The following is a 15,453-nucleotide window of genomic DNA, read 5'->3' as shown; positions in this document are numbered from 1 at the left end:
CCACGCCCGGTCAGCCGGAGCCGGGCACCACGAACTCGCACCACACCGCCTTGCCGCCGCCCCGGGCCTCCACGCCCCACACGTCGGTGAGCAGCTCGACCAGGAGCAGGCCCCGCCCGGAGACGCCCGAGTCGCCCGCCTCCCGGCGGCGTGGCAGGGCGCTGGAGGAGTCCTCGACCTCGACGCGCAGCCGGCGCTCCGAGCCGCTGAAGGCCCGCAGGGTGACGACCGCGGAGCCCTCGGTGTGCATCAGGGCGTTGGTGATCAGCTCGTCGGCGACCAGTTCGATCTCGTCGGCGCGCTCGCCCGCTCCCCACCCGGTGACCGCGGTGCGGATCATGCGCCGGGCCTCGGCGAGGGCGCCGGGGTCGCCGGGGGCCACATGCCGCTGGAGCCGGCGGCCGGACCGCGTGCCGTCCGGGTCGCGGCGGCGCAGCAGGAGCAGCGCCACGTCGTCGTCGCCGCCCCGCTCGGCTGCCACGTCGATGAGCCGGTCGGCCAGGTCCCGTACGTCCTCGGGGCCGGTGTCGACGAGCGCGGTGAGGGTGCGCATGCCGTCGTCGAGGTCGGCGCCGGGCTGCTCCACCAGGCCGTCGGTGCACAGCAGCAGGGTGTCGCCGGGGTCGAGCTCCAGGGTGCCCACGGGGTAGTCGAGGCGGCCGAACTCGGCGGACAGGCCGAGCGGCAGCCCGCCGGGGACGGTGACGCGCCGGCAGGTGCCGTCGGTGTGCCGCACCAGCGGATCGATGTGCCCGGCCCGGACCATCTGGAGCACGCCGGTGGTCAGGTCGGCCTCGGCGTAGAGGCAGGTCGCGGAGCGGTCGGTGTCGAGTTCGTGCAGGAAGACGGAGGCCCGGGCCATGACGGTGGCCGGGGGGTGCCCCTCGGCGGCGTAGGCGCGCAGCACGATGCGCAGCTGCCCCATGACGGCGGCCGCGTGCGTGTCGTGGCCCTGGACGTCGCCGATGACGGCGCCGACCCGGCCGCCGGGCAGCGGGATCAGGTCGTACCAGTCGCCGCCGATGTCCCGGCCGAAGGAGCCGCCGATGGTGGCGGCGCGGTAGCGCACGGCGACGTCGGCGCCGGGCACGCTCGGGATGGTCCGGGGCAGCATGGCCTGCTGGAGGCCCTGCGCGAGGTCCATCTCCTGCTCGTAGAACATGGCCCGTTGCAGGCTCTGCGCGATGCTGCTGCCGAGGGCGACGAGGATGTTGCGTTCCTCGGACGTGAAGCCGTAGCGGTCGCTGTAGAGCAGCCCCACCACGCCAATCGGCCGGGCCTGGACGATGAGCGGCAGATAGGCGGCCGAGGTGATCTCGAGGTCGGTGATGTGGGGCCACAGGATGGGGTAGCGCTCGGCGAACTCCTGCGGGGACTCGATGAAGCACGGGCCGAGGGTCCGGACGGCCTCACTCATCGGGTAGGGCTCGTCGATCCGGGTGACGCGGGTGCCGGGCACGAAGCTGTCCGCGGGCCCCTCGGCGACCAGACGGATGCGGCCGGCCTCGACCAGGCCCATGACGAGGCTGGCGGCGCCCAGGTGGGTGAGGCCGTGGGTGTCCTTGAGGACGTCGATGACGTCCTGGACCGTGCGGGCGTGGGCGAGGGCGGCCGTGGTGAGCTCGACGACGCTGGTCTGCCAGCGGCGGGCCTCGTCCTGGGCGGCCTGGTCGCGACGGGCGGCGCTCTCGCCGAGTTCCTGGGTGGCGTCCCGGATGATGCCGATGATGCGGCGGGGGCGCCCGGTGTCGTCACGCCGGATGTAGCCCTGGGTGTGGGTCCAGCGCAGGCTGCCGTCGCGGCGGCGGATGCGGAAGTAGGCGCCGTAGTTCTCGCTGCCGTCCTTCAGGGCCTGGGAGACCGCGGTGTCCAGGCGCCGGGACTCGTCGGGCGGGACGCGTTTGGCGAGGGTCTCGGGGTGGTCGTCGTACTCGTCGGGGCGCACGTCGAAGACTTCGTGGGCCTGGGCGTCCATCTGCATCAGGCCGGTGTCCAGATCCCAGTCGAAGCTGCCCATCCGGTTGAGCACGAGGATCGGGTCCGGGTGGGCGGGCCAGTCGTCCGGGAGGGACAGGGCACTCGCTCCCCGATCAGCCATGGGCCCACCTTGCCAGGATTCGTCCGATTCTTCGACCGGATGGATGTGCCGAGTCTACGAGCCGCTCCGCCGGACCGGCCCCCAGTCGGTGAAGACGTTTGCGGAGCTGCCGGGGATGCGTTCGGCGGCCCGGTCGTCGGGGATGAGCCCGGCGCCGTCGGGCGGATCGGGGTTGTCCGGGACGGCGTCGGGTCCGACCTCGTCCGGGCCTCCGGAGTCCTCCGGGTCGGTCGGCCGGCCGGAAGGCGGGACCTCCACGGCGGGAGGCACGGGCGTGCCGACGTCCGTGTCCGCGCTGCCGCTGTCGACGGGCGGGTCGGTGTCGGTGTCGGGGAGGCCCGCGTCTGCCGGGGCGTCCCAGGGGGATGCGCTGCGCGTGCCGGGGCCCGGGTCCGGGGCCGGGGTCCGGGAGGGCCGCGGTGGGTGTGCCGCCCGGACCGGCGGGGGCAGGGCCCGGTCGTGCCGTACGTCGTGGCCGGTGCGGCGTTCGATCCAGGCCCGGGAGGTGCTGTCGATGATCGTGAAGAGGGTGACGGCCCGCGGGGCGGGGGTCACGACGACCGCCTCGCCGGGTCGGTAGCCCGGCCAGGGCGTGCCCGTGGTGACCGGCGTACCGCGCGGCGCCACCGGAGGGCCGAGCGGGTTGCCGCAGGCGCAGCGCAGGCGCGGCAGGCCGCGGTCGTCGATGAGGACGGCGGTGCCGGTCTGGAGGACGGACTGGTGGCGGGTGATCCGTCCGGCCCGGAAGCCGTGGCCGGTGACGCGGGTGTCGGCGCGCAGGACGACGGGTGTCAGCGCGCGCACGTGGTCGGGGACGGACGCCGGGGAGATGCCCGTGGCCTCGGCGAAGGCGCGGCCCCGGGCGGGGTCGCGGGTCAGATGGCCGATCTGCCGGCCGATGTCACAGCTGCCGGTCCGCTCGGTGCCGCCGTACAGGCCGGGCGTCGCCCCGGAGAGGGAGCGGGGCCCGCCCGGCGTTCGCGGGGCGGGGGACGGGGTAGCCGCCGTGAGGGCCGTGGAATCCGTGAAGGGGTCGGGCCCCGGATCGGCTGCCGGCTGGAGGAGGAGTTCACCACCGGTGCCGGTGCCCGCGTCGTCGCCGAGGCCGGGGGTGCCGCCGCGACCGGTGGTGCCGCCGCAGCCCGAGAGGAGGAGCGCCGCCGAGAGCACGCAGGCCAGGGCGAAGGTCCCGGTGGGTGTCCGCACCTCGCCCTCCCGCTCACCTCGGCCCGTTTCCGGCGGCTCGTCACTATTGTTTGCTTCGCTCACTCGGGTTACGCAACCGGAGCGGCGTTACACGGATCGTGACGGCGGGCTGATGCGCCGCACGAGGAGGAGGAGCGCACGGACGTGGAGTGGTTCACCGCATCCGACTACTGGCTGACCCGGCTGGTCTTCCAGAAGGCGCTGGCCGCCGTGTACCTGGTGGCGTTCCTGACGGCGGCCCTCCAGTTCCGTCCGCTGATCGGGCGGCGCGGCATGCTGCCCGTGCCGCGGTTCGTGGAGCGGGTGCCGTTCAGGCGGGCGCCGAGCCTGTTCCAGTGGCACTACTCGGACCGCTTCTTCGCGCTCTGCGCCTGGGCGGGCTGCGCGGTGGCGGCGGCGCTGCTGGCCGGGCTGGACTCGCTGCTCCCGTTGTGGGGCGCCATGCTGCTGTGGCTGGTGCCGTGGGTGCTGTACCTGTCGATCGTCAACGTGGGGCAGACCTGGTACTCGTTCGGCTGGGAGTCACTGCTCCTGGAGGTCGGCTTCCTCGCCGTGTTCCTCGGCAACGACCAGGTGGCGCCGCCGGTCGTGGTGCTGTTCCTGCTGCGGTGGATCCTCTTCCGGGTGGAGTTCGGCGCGGGGCTGATCAAGATGCGCGGCGACGAGTGCTGGCGGAAGTTGACGTGCCTGGACCACCATCACGAGACCCAGCCCATGCCGGGTCCGCTGAGCTGGTTCTTCCACCATCTGCCCCGGCCCCTGCACCGCGTGGAGGTGGCCGCGAACCACGTCACCCAGCTCGTGGTGCCGTTCCTGCTGTTCACCCCGCAGCCCGTCGCGACGGCCGCCGCGTCGCTGATGATCGTCACCCAGCTGTGGCTGGTGCTGTCGGGCAACTTCTCCTGGCTGAACTGGATCACGATCGTGCTGGCGCTGGCGGCGGTGCGTTTCCCGGCCGATCCGCCCGAGGTGCCCGAAGCGCCCCTGTGGTTCGTGGTGGTGGTCCTCGCGGTGGCCGCGCTGCTGGTGGGCCTCGGCTACCGGCCGGTGCGCAACATGCTGTCCCGCCGCCAGGTCATGAACCGCTCCTTCGACCCGCTCCATCTGGTCAACACCTACGGAGCGTTCGGCAGCGTGAGCCGGGTGCGGTACGAGGTGGTGCTGGAGGGCACCAGGGACGACGTACCGCGTGCGGACTCGGACTGGCGGGAGTACGAGTTCAAGGGCAAGCCGGGCGATCCCCGGCGCTGGCCGCGCCAGTTCGCGCCCTATCACCTGCGGCTCGACTGGCTGATGTGGTTCGCGGCCCTCTCCCCCGCCTACGCCGACGCCTGGTTCGGCACGCTGGTGGAGCGGCTCCTGGAGAACGACCGGGACACCCTGAAACTCCTGCGCCGCTCGCCTTTCCCGAAGGACGAGCCCCCGCGGTACGTGCGCGCCCGCCTGTTCCGGTACCGCTACACGACGTGGCGCGAGCTGCGGGAGACGGGCGCGTGCTGGGAACGGACGTTCGTACGGGAGTACCTGCCGCCGACCCGTCTGGCCGGACCGGTTCACAGGTCGTAGAGGCGGGTGGCGGTGGTCTCGAATATCTGCGGGTGGTCGTGCGGGTCGGTCAGCCGGCGCGTGGCGTCGAGGATGTCCCCGTAGGCCGCCGCAAGGGTGGACACCGGCCAGTCCGAGCCGTACATCAGCCTGCCGGGCCCGAAGGCCTCCAGGGCCACGTCGGCGTAGGGGCGCAGGTCCTCGACGGTCCACGAGGCGACGTCGGCCTCGGTGACCAGGCCGGACAGCTTGGCGGCCGTGTTCGGCAGGGCTGCGAGGGCGCGCAGGCCGGACGCCCAGGGTTCGAGGGCGCCGGAGGCGATGGGCGGTTTGCCCAGGTGGTCGAGGACGAAGGTGAGGCCGGCCAGGTCGGCTGCGGCCCGGACGCAGGCCGGGAGCTGGCGGGGCAGGACGACGAGGTCGTAGACCAGTCCGGCGTCGGCCACGGCGGCCAGTCCGCGCCGGACGTCCGGGCGCAGTAGCCACGCCGGGTCGGACTCGCCCTGGACCTGGTGGCGGATGCCCTTGAGGTACCGCCCGCCCGGCAGTTCGCGCAGCCGGGCGAGTTCGTCGGCGACGTCGGGGCGGGTGAGGTCGGTCCAGCCGACGACCCCCGCGATCAGGTCGTGCTCGGCGGCCAGGGCCAGGAACTCGGGGGTCTCCTCGGGCACGGTGACGGTCTGGACGAGGACCGTGCGGCCCACTCCGGCGGCCCTCGCCTCGGATGCCAGGTCGTTCATGGTGAAGTCGCGCCGGAGCGGGGCGAGTTCGGGGCCGGTGATCCAGTCCTGGTCCCGTACGGACAGGTCCCACACGTGGTGGTGGGCGTCGACGACGGTCATGACGGCAGCTCCCAGACGACGGGCAGGCCGGCGTCCGCGCCGTCGCCGGAGTAGTCGTGCACGACGTCCAGCAGTTCGGCCATGCGGGCCTGCCAGGCGACGTTGACCGGCAGCTTCGCCAGTTCGGCGAGGAGCAGGGCGTAGTCCTCGCAGTCCAGGACGTGGAAGAGGTCCGTCCCGCTGCGCCAGATCGTCCAGGAGGTGGCGCCGGCGGCGCGGATGGCGTCGGTGAGCTCCTCCGGCACCTCGCGGTGGGCCGCCTCGTACTCCGCGACGCGGTCGGCGCGGACCCTGGTGTGCAGGGCGACCCTCATGACGGCTCCTCAAGGGGTACCGGGGCCTCGTCGGGCAGGAGGCCCTCGGCACGCAGCTGCTGCCAGAACCCTGCGGGCACGCGGGCTGCGAACTGGTGCGCGCAGTCGCGCACTTCGTGAGCGGAGCGGGCACCGACGAGGACGCTGGCGACGGCCGGGTGGGCCGCGCAGAAGGCCAGGGCGGCGGCACGCAGCGTGGTGCCGTGCCGGTCGGCGACGGACTTCAGACGCAGGGCGCGCTCGACCAGTGCCGAGGGGGCGACGGTGTAGTTGTACCTCGCCCCGGGCTCGGGGTTGGCCAGCAGGCCGGAGTTGAAGGCGCCGCCGATGACGACGGACGTGCCGCGTTCCTGGGCCGCGGGCAGCAGGCCGGTGAGGGCGCTCTGGTCGAGCAGGGTGTAGCGGCCGGCGCACAGCACCACGTCGACGTCGGTGTCGCGGACGAAGCGGGTGAGCATCCCCGCCTGGTTCATCCCGGCACCGATCGCACCCACCACGCCCTCGGAGCGGAGTCTTTCCAGCGCCGGATAGCCCTCACGGAAGGCCTGTTCGGCGTGCTCGTCGGGGTCGTGGAGGTAGACGACGTCGACCCGGTCGAGGCCGAGGCGTGCCAGGCTGGCCTCCAGGGTGCGGCGTACGCCGTCGGCGCTGAAATCCCACACGCGGCGGTGCGTCGCGGGCACGGCGAAGCCGCCCGCCAGGTCGTCGCCGGTGCCGTCCGAGGGCTCCAGGCGGCGGCCCACCTTCGTGGAGACCGTGTACCGGTCGCGGGGGCGCTCGCGCAGGGCGGCGCCCAGGCGGCGTTCGGACAGGCCGAGGCCGTAGTGCGGGGCGGTGTCGAAGTAGCGGATGCCGCGCTGCCAGGCGGCGTCCACGGCCTCGTGCGCCTGCTCCTCGCCGACCTCCGTGTACAGGTTGCCGATGGCGGCGGCGCCGAAGGACAGGGCGCTGACCTCGACGCGGCTGCGGCCGAGCCGGTTCACCGGGCCCCCGGGCGCAGCCGCAGGCCCTGCATGCCGCCGTCGACGGCGAGGGCGGTGCCGGTGGTGGCGCCGGACAGGGGGCTCGCCAGGTAGGCGATGGCGCCCGCGACCTCGGCCGCACAGACCAGCCGGCCGGTGGGCTGGCGGGCCTCCAGGGCGGCCCGTTCGGCGGCCGGGTCGGGCGCGGCGTCGAGGAGTCGGCCGACCCACGGGGTGTCGACGGTGCCCGGGTTGACGCAGTTGACGCGGATGCCCTCGCGGACGTGGTCGGCGGCCATGGCGAGGGTGAGGGAGTACACCGCGCCCTTGGTGGCGCTGTACAGGGCGCGCTGCGGCAGGCCCGCGGTGGCGGCGATGGAGCAGGTGTTGACGATCGCCGCGTGTCCGGAGGCGCGCAGGTGGGGCAGGCAGGCGCGGGTGGTGCGCACCATGCCGAGCACGTTGACGTCGTAGACGCGGTGCCACTCGTCGTCGGGGTTGTCCTCGACGGTCCCCCGGGCGCCGATGCCCGCGTTGTTCACCAGGACGTCGAGGGCGCCGCCGAGGCCGGCGACCGCGGCCGTGACGGCCTCGCGCACGGACGCGTCGTCGGTGACGTCCGCGCGGTGGGCGAGCAGCGGCTTGTCGACGGACGACGGGTCCAGGTCGAGGACGGCGACCTGGGCGCCGCGCTCGGCCAGGAGCTCGGCGGTCGCCCGGCCGATGCCGGAGGCGCCGCCCGTCACCAGGGCCTTCAGACCCTCGAAGTCGCTCATTGGGCCTGCTCCCTCTTCGTGTCGTCGAGGTCGGCGGCCCAGTACGCGCCGCCCGGGTAGGTGTACCGCGCCAGTGACTCGGGCCGCATGGCCGCCGAGAAGCCGGGCGCGGTGGGTGCCGTGTAGTGACCTTCGCGGAGCACCACCGGATCGAGGAAGTGGTCGTGCAGGTGGTCGACGTATTCGATGACGCGGTCCTCGGTGGTGCCGGTGAGGGCCACGTAGTCGAACATCGACAGGTGCTGGACGAGTTCGCACAGGCCGACACCGCCCGCGTGCGGGCAGACCGGCACGCCGGACTTGGCCGCGAGCAGCAGGACGGCGAGGTTCTCGGGGACGCCGCCGACGCGGGCCGCGTCGATCTGGACGACGTCGAGCGCGCCGGCCTGGAGGAGCTGTTTGAAGACGATCCGGTTCTGCACGTGTTCGCCCGTGGCGACCTTCACGGGGGCGACGGCCCGGCGGATCGCCGCGTGGCCGAGGACGTCGTCGGGACTGGTGGGCTCCTCGATCCAGTACGGGTCGAACTCGGCGAGGGCCTTGGTCCAGCGGATCGCCTCGTCGACGTCCCAGCGCTGATTGGCGTCGACGGCCATCCGGACGTCCGGCCCGATGACCGAACGGGCCACGCGGCAGCGGCGGATGTCGTCGTCGAGGTCGGCGCCGACCTTGAGTTTGATCTGCCGGAAGCCGTCGGCGACGGCCTGGGACGCGAGTCGGGTGAGCTTCTCGTCGTCGTAGCCGAGCCAGCCGGGCGAGGTGGTGTAGGCGGGGTAGCCGCGCTCCAGCAGGCGGGCCGTGCGCTCCTTCGCGCCCTGCCGGCCCCGGCGCAGGAGGGCCAGGGCCTCCTCGGGGGTGAGGGCGTCGGTGAGGTAGCGGAAGTCGACCTGGCGGACGATCCATTCGGGTTCGGCCTCGGCGAGCAGCCGCCACAGTGGCAGGCCGGCGCGCTTGGCGGCCAGGTCCCACACGGCGTTGACGACGGCGCCGATCGCCATGTGCATCACGCCCTTCTCGGGTCCGAGCCAGCGCAGCTGGCTGTCGCCGATCAGGTCGCGGTTGAGGGTGGAGGGGTCGGTGCACAGCTCGTCGAGGTCCCGGCCGACCAGGTGCCCGCGCAGTGCCTCGATCGCGGCGACCTGCACCTCGTTGCCCCGCCCGATGGTGAAGGCGAATCCGTGCCCCTCGTGCCCGTCGGGCGCGTCCGTGCGCAGGACGACGTAGGCCGCCGAGTAGTCGGGGTCCGGGTTCATCGCGTCGGAGCCGTCGAGTTCGCGTGAGGTGGGGAAGCGGATGTCGTGGGTGTCGACCGCGGTGATGCGGGCGAGCGTCGGGGACACGGAGGTCCTTTCGGTCGGGTGCTGGGGGCGGGGAGGTCAGTCCTGGGCTCGGCCGGTGGTGACCCGGGCGATCATGAGGGCGACCAGGATGATCCCGCCGTAGATGGCCTGGATCCAGAACGACGGCACCTGCGCGAGGGTGAGCAGGTTCTGTACGACACCCAGAAGGAGTACGCCGGTGAGAGCGCCGAACATGGTGCCCTTGCCGCCGTCGAGGGCGATGCCGCCGATCACCGCGGCCGCGAACACCGTGAAGATCATGTTCTGGCCCTGGTTGGCGCTGATCGCTCCGACGTAGCCGGTCTGCATGATGCCGCCGACCGCCGCGAGGACGCCCGCGACGACGAACACGCCGAGCATGACGCGCTCCACGCGGATGCCCGCCGCCCGGGCCGCGTCCGCGTTGCCGCCGATGGCGTACAGGGCGCGTCCGACCCGGTGGTACTTCAGGACGAGACCGGCGACCGCGAAGGCGACCGCGGCGAGCCACACCGACAGCGGCACGGTGAGGAAGGTGGTGGTGGCCAGCGCGTAGAAGCTGTCGGGCATGCCGAACAGTGTCTTGCCCTTGGTCGCCCCGACCAGCAGGCCGCGCAGCACGATCAGCATCGCCAGCGTCACGATGAACGCGTTGAGCTTGAACTTCACGACCAGGATGCCGTTGAAGGCGCCGACGGCCGCGCCCGCGACCAGGACCGCGAACAGGGCGAGGGCGGCGGGGAGTTCGGTGCCCCAGCCGGACTGGGCGGCCGGCAGCACGAGCAGCGCGCCGACGGCGGGCGCGATACCGACGACCGACTCCAGGGACAGATCGAACTTGCCGGTGATGAGGACGAGCGACTCGGCGAGCACGACCATGGCGAGGGCGGCGGAGGCGCCGAGGATCGAGATCAGGTTCCGTTCGGTGAGGAACGAGTCGTTGACGATCGTGCCGAGCACCATGAGCAGCAACAGGGCCGGTACGAGGGCCAGTTCGCGCGCCCTGCGCAACAGCACGGTCCGCGCCTGGCCGGTGCCGGTCACGAGCACCGGCTTCACCGGCGGGGCCTTGGTGTCAGCCATGGTCCACTCCTTCGATGGAGGCGATGAGCTCGTGGTCGCGCCAGCCCGCCGGGTGTTCGGCGACGACACGGCCGTGGAAGAGGACGAGGACCCGGTCGCAGCGCCTGAGGTCGTCGAGTTCGTCGGAGACGACAAGGACGGCGGTGCCGTCCTCGCGGGCGCCGTCGACGCGGACGAGCAGGGCCTCCTTGGACTTCACGTCGACGCCCGCGGTGGGGTTGACGAGGACCAGAAGCCGGGGGTCGGAGGCGAGGGCCCGGGCCATGACGACCTTCTGCGCGTTGCCGCCGGACAGGTCCGAGACGGGCTGCTCGGGGCCCTCGGCGTGGATGTCGAGCCGTTCGATCAGCCCGGCGGCGACACCTCGTTTGCGTTCGGTGCCGACGAACCCGAAGCGGCCGAGCCGGTCCAGGACGCTGAGGGTGGCGTTGTCGCCGATGGACATGCCGAAGACCAGGCCCTGTTCGTGCCGGTCGCGGGGCACGAAGCCGACCCCCGCTTCGAGGGTTCCCCGGACGTCGCCGAACGGGAGCGGCGCTCCGTCCAGCCGGGCCGTCCCGCCGGTGGGGGTGTGCAGCCCGGTGAACGTCTCGGCCAGCTCGATCTTGCCGCTGGCGCTGGACCCGGCGAGTCCGACGACCTCCCCGCGACGGACGGTGAGGTCGATGTCCTCGTAGGCCGCCGAACGCAGGCCGCGGACGTCGAGGAGCACGGGGCCCGCGGCGTCGACGGCCCGCTGCCGCTCGGCCGTCTCGGCGATCGTCTCCCCGGCCATGGCTTCCACCAGCGCCTGGCGCGGGAGATCGGCGACCGGCGCGGTGGTGATCCAGCGGGCGTCACGCAGGACGGTGACGGTCTGGCAGACCTCGTACACCTCCTGGAGGTGGTGGGAGATGAACAGGAAGGTGACGCCCGAGTCCTGGAGGGCTCGCATGCGGGTGAAGAGGCGTTCTATCTCGCGGTTGTCGAGCTGGGCGGTGGGTTCGTCCAGGACGATGAAGCGGGCGCCGAAGCTCAGCGCCCGGGCGATCTCCACCATCTGCCGGTCCTCGACCTTGAGGCCGGCCGTGCGGGCCCCGGGGTCGACGCGCACGTCCCAGGTGTCGAGGAGGGCGGCCGCCTCGGACTTCAGGCGGCGCCAGCTGATGAAACCCCGGTGCAGCGGCTGCCGGTTGATGAACAGGTTCTCGGCGACGGTCAGTTCGGGGACGACCGTCGGATGCTGGTAGACGCAGGCGACCTTGCGGCGCCAGGCGTCCCGGTCGGCGAGCGGGGGCGCGGGCTCGCCGTCGAAGCGGACGGTGCCCTCGTCGGGTGCCTGGAGGCCGGTGAGGATGCGGACGAGGGTCGACTTGCCCGCACCGTTGCGGCCGACCAGGGCGTGGGACTCGCCGGGCAGGACGGTGAGCCGGCCATCGGCGAGGGCGGTGGTGGGGCCGTAGCGCTTGACGACGCCCCGTGCTTCGGCAAGTGAGGTGCTCATTCGACCGTGTTGCCCCACAGCTTCGGGTCGTCGACGTTGTCCTTGGTGACCAGCGGGGCGGGCAGCTGGTCCTCCAGGATGCCGCTGGGCAGCTTGACGATGGTCGAGTCGTGGTCCGTCGGACCCGGCTTGAACTGCTTCCCCTGCATCGCCGCCTTGATGTAGTACATGCCGTACTTGGCGTAGGCGTCGGCCGGCTGGGAGACGGTCGCGTCGATCTCGCCCTTGCGGATCGCGTCGAACTCCTGCGGGATGCCGTCGTTGGAGACGATGGCGATGTGGCCCTGCTGCCCGGCCTTCTTCAGCATGCCCTTGGACTTGAGGGTCTGGAGCGTCGGGGCGAGGTAGACACCGCCCGCCTGCAGGTAGATGCCCTTGATGTCGGGGTTGGCGTTGAGGAGCGTGTCGAGTTTGGAGGCCGCCGTGTCGGACTCCCACTTTGCGGGGATCTCCAGGACCTTCAGCTTCGGGAACTTCTTCTTCACGCAGGCGCGGAACGCCTCGGAGCGGTCCCGGCCGTTGACCGAGGCGAGGTCGCCCATGATCTGCACGACCTTGCCGGAGGTGATGTGCTCGCCGAGGTACTGGCAGGCCTTCTCGCCGTACGCGACGTTGTTCGCCCGGACCACCATGGCGACCTTGCCCTTGTCGGGCGCCACGTCGACGGCGACCACCGGCACGCCCTTGCGTTCGGCCTGGTCGAGTCCGGCTTCGATGGCGGCGCTGTCCAGCGGGGCGACGACCAGTCCCTTGACGCCCTGGTTCAGCTGGTTGTTGATGTCGGTGATCTGTTGCGAGGGATCGCTGTTGGAGTTGACGGTCTTCATCGCGTCCACGCCCTCGGACTTCGCCATCTTCGGCACGTAGTCGTTGTACGACTGCCAGAACGGCGAAGTCAGCAGGGGCAGTACCACCCCGACCTTGCCGGTGCCGTCACCGCCTCCGGCCCCGGAGGCTCCGGTGTCCTTGGTGCTGCCGCACGCGGCGAGCACCAGGGACGCTCCGGCGGCCAGGGCCACCGCGCCGAGCATCCGGGACGTGTTCCGCTTCCGCACTGTGCTTCCGGGCATCTCAGGGGGCTCCCATCGACCGGTGGTCCAGCAGTTGCCCGCATACTTATCAGACCAATCCCGCGCCAGAACACCCTCCGGTGGCGACTTTCCGCGCTCCTGACCCATAGTGGTCTGACCACCCTGCTGGTTAGACTGCGCCGGAACGCTGTGATCGGAGGAGTGGCGTGGACGACGAGTCAGCCCCGCAGAAGGGCACCGTGACGCAGCGCGCCATCGAGCGGATCAAGGCGATGATCGGCGAGGGCCGGCTGGAGCCGGGCCAGCGGCTGCCGACCGAGCGCGATCTGGCCGCCCGGCTCGGCATCTCCCGCAGCTCGATGCGGGAGGCGATCCGCGCGCTCACGGTGATGGGCGTGCTGGAGGCCCGGCACGGCTCGGGCATCTACGTCACCCGGCTGGAGGCCGGCGACCTGCTGGAGACCTTCGGCGTCGTGGCGGACCTGTCCCGCGGCCCGCAGCTGGTCGAGCTGCTGGAGATCCGGCGGGTCCTGGAGTCGACGGCGACGGCGCTGGCCGCCGCGCGGATCACCGCGGACCAGCTGGCCGAGGTCGAGAAACATCTGACGGCGATGAACGCCACGGACGACCCGGAGGAGATCCTCGCCCACGACCTCGCGTTCCACCGGGAGATCGCGGCGGCCGCGGGCAACGAGACGATGGCCGCCATCCTGGAGGGCCTGTCGTCCCGGACGTTCCGCGCCCGCGTCTGGCGCGGCTACCAGGAGGAGGGCGCCTTCGCCCGCACCCGCCGCGAGCACGCGGCGATCCACCGCGCCCTGGCGGCCCGTGACCCGGAGGCGGCCCGCGCGGCGGCGGCCGCGCACGTCGGCGAGGTGGAGGAATGGCTGCGAGCGCAGCTCGGGCCCTAGGCGACGCCCAGGGCCCGGTGCTCACTGCTTAATTGAACTGGCCGGGCTGGTAGTCGCCCGCCGGCTGCTCCAGCATGACGTTCAGCCGGTTCGCGGTGTTCATGAACGCGATGAGGGTGACCAGCGCCATGAGCTGCTCCTCGTCGTAGTGCTTGGCGGCCCGCTCCCACACCTCGTCCGGGACCCCGCCGGCGCCGTCCGCGATCCGGGTGCCCTGCTCGGCCAGTTCCAGCGCGGCGCGCTCGGCGTCGGTGAAGACCGTGGCCTCCCGCCACGCCGCGACCAGGTGGAGCCGTACGGCGCTCTCGCCCGCGGCGGTGGCCTCCTTGGTGTGCATGTCGATGCAGACCGCGCATCCGTTGATCTGGCTCGTGCGGAGCGAGACCAGCTCCCGGGTGGCGGCCGGCAGCGGTGACTCCACGACCAGCCGCCCCAGGGAGTAGAACTGCTTGATGAGCTTGCTCGCGCTGGGGAGGGCGAAGACGTCCAGTCGTGCGCTCATGGTGAGCTCCTCTGCCGTTGTCGGTGCGTACACCCCTATGAGGCAGCGGCTCCCCGCGATGTGACACGGACGCATGTGACCTGCGTCTCGCGCTGCCGCCAGGGGCGCCGCAGCCGGAGCGTCACCAGCTCGAACGGGCGCAGCCGCAGGGCGATCCGGCCGTCCTGCGCCCGTGGTGCCGCCGCGTCGGCGCGGGAACTGACCGCCCTGCTGGACGGCGGCCCGGCCCGGACGGTCCGGGTGCCGGTGCCGCGGCTGACCGAGCGGGGCAGCACGGGGGCGGCACGAGCCGCACCAGGCTGGACCTACCCTCCCGCACGCGTCGGGGTCACACTGGACCGTATGCGGCTCCGGGGCACCGCCTGCGCGGCCGCCGGACTGCTGCTGGCCCTAGCGACGGGCTGCACCGGCGGTGCGGAGGACGGCGCGCCCGCGCCCTCCCCGGCGCCGGCCCGGACCACCAGCGAGAGCCCCCGCGCCACGCCCACCCCCACCCCGGCCGACCCCGTCTCCCTCCCGGCGTTGATGCAGCGCGAGCACACCGGCTCGGGACTGCGTCTGGGCGACGTGCTCGACCGGAACTCCGCCTACACCCGCTACGCCGTCACCTACGAGGCGAACGGCCTGACCATCTCCGGGATCATGAACATCCCCGAGGGCAAGGGCCCCTTCCCTGCGCTGGTGCTGGCGCACGGATACATCGACCCGGACGTCTACTTCAGCGGCCAGGGCATGCCCCGCGAGCAGGACCGGCTGGCCCGCGCCGGGCATGTCGTCCTGCACACCGACTACCGCAACCACGCCCGCTCCGACAAGGATCCGGACAACGACGTGAATCTGCGGCTCGGCTACACCGAGGACGTCATCGGCGCGGCCCTGGCCCTGCGGAACTCCGGGCGCCCCGAGATCGACGGCGACCGGATCGGCCTGTTCGGCCGGTCGATGGGCGGCGGCGTCGTGTACAACACCCTGGTCGTGGCGCCCGGCCTGTTCGACGCGGCAGTCGCCTACGCGCCGGTGAGCGCCCGGCCGCAGGAGAACATCGACCACTTCCAGCGGCCCGACGGCGACCCCCTCGTGGCCAAGATCGAGGAGAAGCACGGCACGCCCGATCAGGACCCGGCGTTCTGGCGCGGCGTCTCCCCGCTGACCTACGCCGACCGCGTCAGCGAACCCCTGCTGATCCAGCACGGCACCGCGGACGACACCTGCCCGCTCACCTGGTCGCGGGAGGCCGCCGCCGCGTTCGGGGAAGCCGGCAAGGACGTCGAACTCCGTACGGTCCCGGGCGAGGGCCACACGTTCGGGCCGCGGTGGGCGGCCGAGATGGACGTCACCGAGGCCTTTCTCGCGCGCCATCTGCGCTGAGGGGCCCCGTCAG

General features: G+C 72.5%; 14 protein-coding genes and 1 pseudogene. 4 read left to right on the top strand and 11 right to left on the bottom strand.

Annotation, left to right across the window (positions count from 1 at the left end):
* Positions 1 to 10 precede the first annotated feature (10 nt).
* Both OO68_RS10185 and OO68_RS10180 read right to left on the bottom strand, forming a co-directional pair.
* Positions 11 to 2,098, bottom strand: coding sequence for a SpoIIE family protein phosphatase (locus tag OO68_RS10185; RefSeq protein ID WP_033307882.1), 2,088 nt, complete (start codon positions 2,096 to 2,098; stop codon positions 11 to 13).
* Positions 2,099 to 2,152: 54 nt separating this feature from the next.
* The gene (locus tag OO68_RS10180; protein ID WP_033307881.1) at positions 2,153 to 3,304 is read right to left on the bottom strand and encodes a DUF6777 domain-containing protein; all 1,152 of its coding nucleotides are present in this window, start codon (positions 3,302 to 3,304) and stop codon (positions 2,153 to 2,155) included.
* 144 nt (positions 3,305 to 3,448) lie between these two features.
* Between OO68_RS10180 and OO68_RS10175 the strand changes: the two genes are divergently transcribed.
* Complete coding sequence (locus tag OO68_RS10175; protein ID WP_033307880.1) at positions 3,449 to 4,870, top strand: lipase maturation factor family protein; 1,422 nt, start codon at positions 3,449 to 3,451, stop codon at positions 4,868 to 4,870.
* Here the strand turns inward: OO68_RS10175 and OO68_RS10170 are convergent.
* From OO68_RS10170 to OO68_RS10135, 8 genes are read right to left on the bottom strand one after another with little or no spacing between them, the layout of a single operon-like run.
* Positions 4,858 to 5,691 (bottom strand): amidohydrolase family protein, encoded by an 834-nt coding sequence (locus tag OO68_RS10170; RefSeq protein WP_033307879.1) that lies wholly within the window; start codon positions 5,689 to 5,691, stop codon positions 4,858 to 4,860. The two genes, OO68_RS10175 and OO68_RS10170, sit on opposite strands and share 13 nt — an antisense overlap.
* Positions 5,688 to 6,005, bottom strand: coding sequence for an L-rhamnose mutarotase (locus OO68_RS10165; protein WP_033307878.1), 318 nt, complete (start codon positions 6,003 to 6,005; stop codon positions 5,688 to 5,690). Before OO68_RS10165 ends, OO68_RS10170 begins: the two co-directional genes overlap by 4 nt.
* Entirely contained in the window at positions 6,002 to 6,988 is a 987-nt protein-coding gene (locus tag OO68_RS10160; RefSeq protein ID WP_033307877.1) for an aldo/keto reductase, read from the bottom strand. The genes OO68_RS10165 and OO68_RS10160 overlap by 4 nt, the downstream gene beginning before the upstream one ends.
* Positions 6,985 to 7,743, bottom strand: a complete 759-nt coding sequence (locus tag OO68_RS10155) for an SDR family NAD(P)-dependent oxidoreductase (RefSeq protein WP_033307876.1) — start codon at positions 7,741 to 7,743, stop codon at positions 6,985 to 6,987. The genes OO68_RS10160 and OO68_RS10155 overlap by 4 nt, the downstream gene beginning before the upstream one ends.
* The gene (locus OO68_RS10150; protein ID WP_033307875.1) at positions 7,740 to 9,083 is read right to left on the bottom strand and encodes an L-fuconate dehydratase; all 1,344 of its coding nucleotides are present in this window, start codon (positions 9,081 to 9,083) and stop codon (positions 7,740 to 7,742) included. The genes OO68_RS10155 and OO68_RS10150 overlap by 4 nt, the downstream gene beginning before the upstream one ends.
* Positions 9,084 to 9,119: 36 nt before the next feature.
* On the bottom strand, positions 9,120 to 10,145 hold the full coding sequence (locus tag OO68_RS10145) for an ABC transporter permease (RefSeq protein WP_033307874.1): 1,026 nt from the start codon (positions 10,143 to 10,145) through the stop codon (positions 9,120 to 9,122).
* Positions 10,138 to 11,628 carry a sugar ABC transporter ATP-binding protein gene (locus tag OO68_RS10140; RefSeq protein ID WP_033307873.1) on the bottom strand — a complete coding sequence of 497 codons (1,491 nt, stop codon included), beginning with the start codon at positions 11,626 to 11,628 and terminating at the stop codon, positions 10,138 to 10,140. Before OO68_RS10140 ends, OO68_RS10145 begins: the two co-directional genes overlap by 8 nt.
* Positions 11,625 to 12,698, bottom strand: a complete 1,074-nt coding sequence (locus tag OO68_RS10135; protein ID WP_033307872.1) for a sugar ABC transporter substrate-binding protein — start codon at positions 12,696 to 12,698, stop codon at positions 11,625 to 11,627. The genes OO68_RS10140 and OO68_RS10135 overlap by 4 nt, the downstream gene beginning before the upstream one ends.
* 167 nt (positions 12,699 to 12,865) lie before the next feature.
* Between OO68_RS10135 and OO68_RS10130 the strand changes: the two genes are divergently transcribed.
* Positions 12,866 to 13,570, top strand: coding sequence for a FadR/GntR family transcriptional regulator (locus OO68_RS10130; RefSeq protein ID WP_033307871.1), 705 nt, complete (start codon positions 12,866 to 12,868; stop codon positions 13,568 to 13,570).
* 28 nt (positions 13,571 to 13,598) lie between these two features.
* On the opposite strand, the gene OO68_RS10125 is transcribed toward OO68_RS10130, so the two are convergent.
* A complete protein-coding gene (locus OO68_RS10125) occupies positions 13,599 to 14,072 on the bottom strand; it encodes a carboxymuconolactone decarboxylase family protein (protein WP_033307870.1) in 474 nt (157 codons plus the stop codon).
* Positions 14,073 to 14,258: 186 nt separating this feature from the next.
* Here OO68_RS10125 and OO68_RS46740 point away from each other — a divergent pair.
* Both OO68_RS46740 and OO68_RS48445 read left to right on the top strand, forming a co-directional pair.
* Positions 14,259 to 14,360: pseudogene (locus OO68_RS46740) on the top strand (LacI family transcriptional regulator); the annotation flags it as partial.
* A gap of 54 nt (positions 14,361 to 14,414) precedes the next feature.
* Positions 14,415 to 15,440 (top strand): alpha/beta hydrolase family protein, encoded by a 1,026-nt coding sequence (locus tag OO68_RS48445; protein ID WP_033308023.1) that lies wholly within the window; start codon positions 14,415 to 14,417, stop codon positions 15,438 to 15,440.
* Positions 15,441 to 15,453: the final 13 nt, after the last annotated feature.

It is taken from the genome of Streptomyces iakyrus (genome assembly GCF_000717055.1).
GTDB lineage: Bacteria > Actinomycetota > Actinomycetes > Streptomycetales > Streptomycetaceae > Streptomyces > Streptomyces iakyrus.
The sequence above is the reverse complement of the archived record's forward strand: the minus strand, read 5'-3'. Positions and strand labels throughout refer to the sequence as shown.

Coding starts and splice junctions, on each gene's coding strand:
- OO68_RS10185 (WP_033307882.1), bottom strand. CDS start 2,098: ATGGCTGATCGGGGAGCGAGTGCCCTGTCCCTCCCGGACGACTGGCCC.
- OO68_RS10170 (WP_033307879.1), bottom strand. CDS start 5,691: ATGACCGTCGTCGACGCCCACCACCACGTGTGGGACCTGTCCGTACGG.
- OO68_RS10165 (WP_033307878.1), bottom strand. CDS start 6,005: ATGAGGGTCGCCCTGCACACCAGGGTCCGCGCCGACCGCGTCGCGGAG.
- OO68_RS10155 (WP_033307876.1), bottom strand. CDS start 7,743: ATGAGCGACTTCGAGGGTCTGAAGGCCCTGGTGACGGGCGGCGCCTCC.
- OO68_RS10145 (WP_033307874.1), bottom strand. CDS start 10,145: ATGGCTGACACCAAGGCCCCGCCGGTGAAGCCGGTGCTCGTGACCGGC.
- OO68_RS10140 (WP_033307873.1), bottom strand. CDS start 11,628: ATGAGCACCTCACTTGCCGAAGCACGGGGCGTCGTCAAGCGCTACGGC.
- OO68_RS10135 (WP_033307872.1), bottom strand. CDS start 12,698: ATGCCCGGAAGCACAGTGCGGAAGCGGAACACGTCCCGGATGCTCGGC.
- OO68_RS10125 (WP_033307870.1), bottom strand. CDS start 14,072: ATGAGCGCACGACTGGACGTCTTCGCCCTCCCCAGCGCGAGCAAGCTC.
- OO68_RS48445 (WP_033308023.1), top strand. CDS start 14,415: ATGCGGCTCCGGGGCACCGCCTGCGCGGCCGCCGGACTGCTGCTGGCC.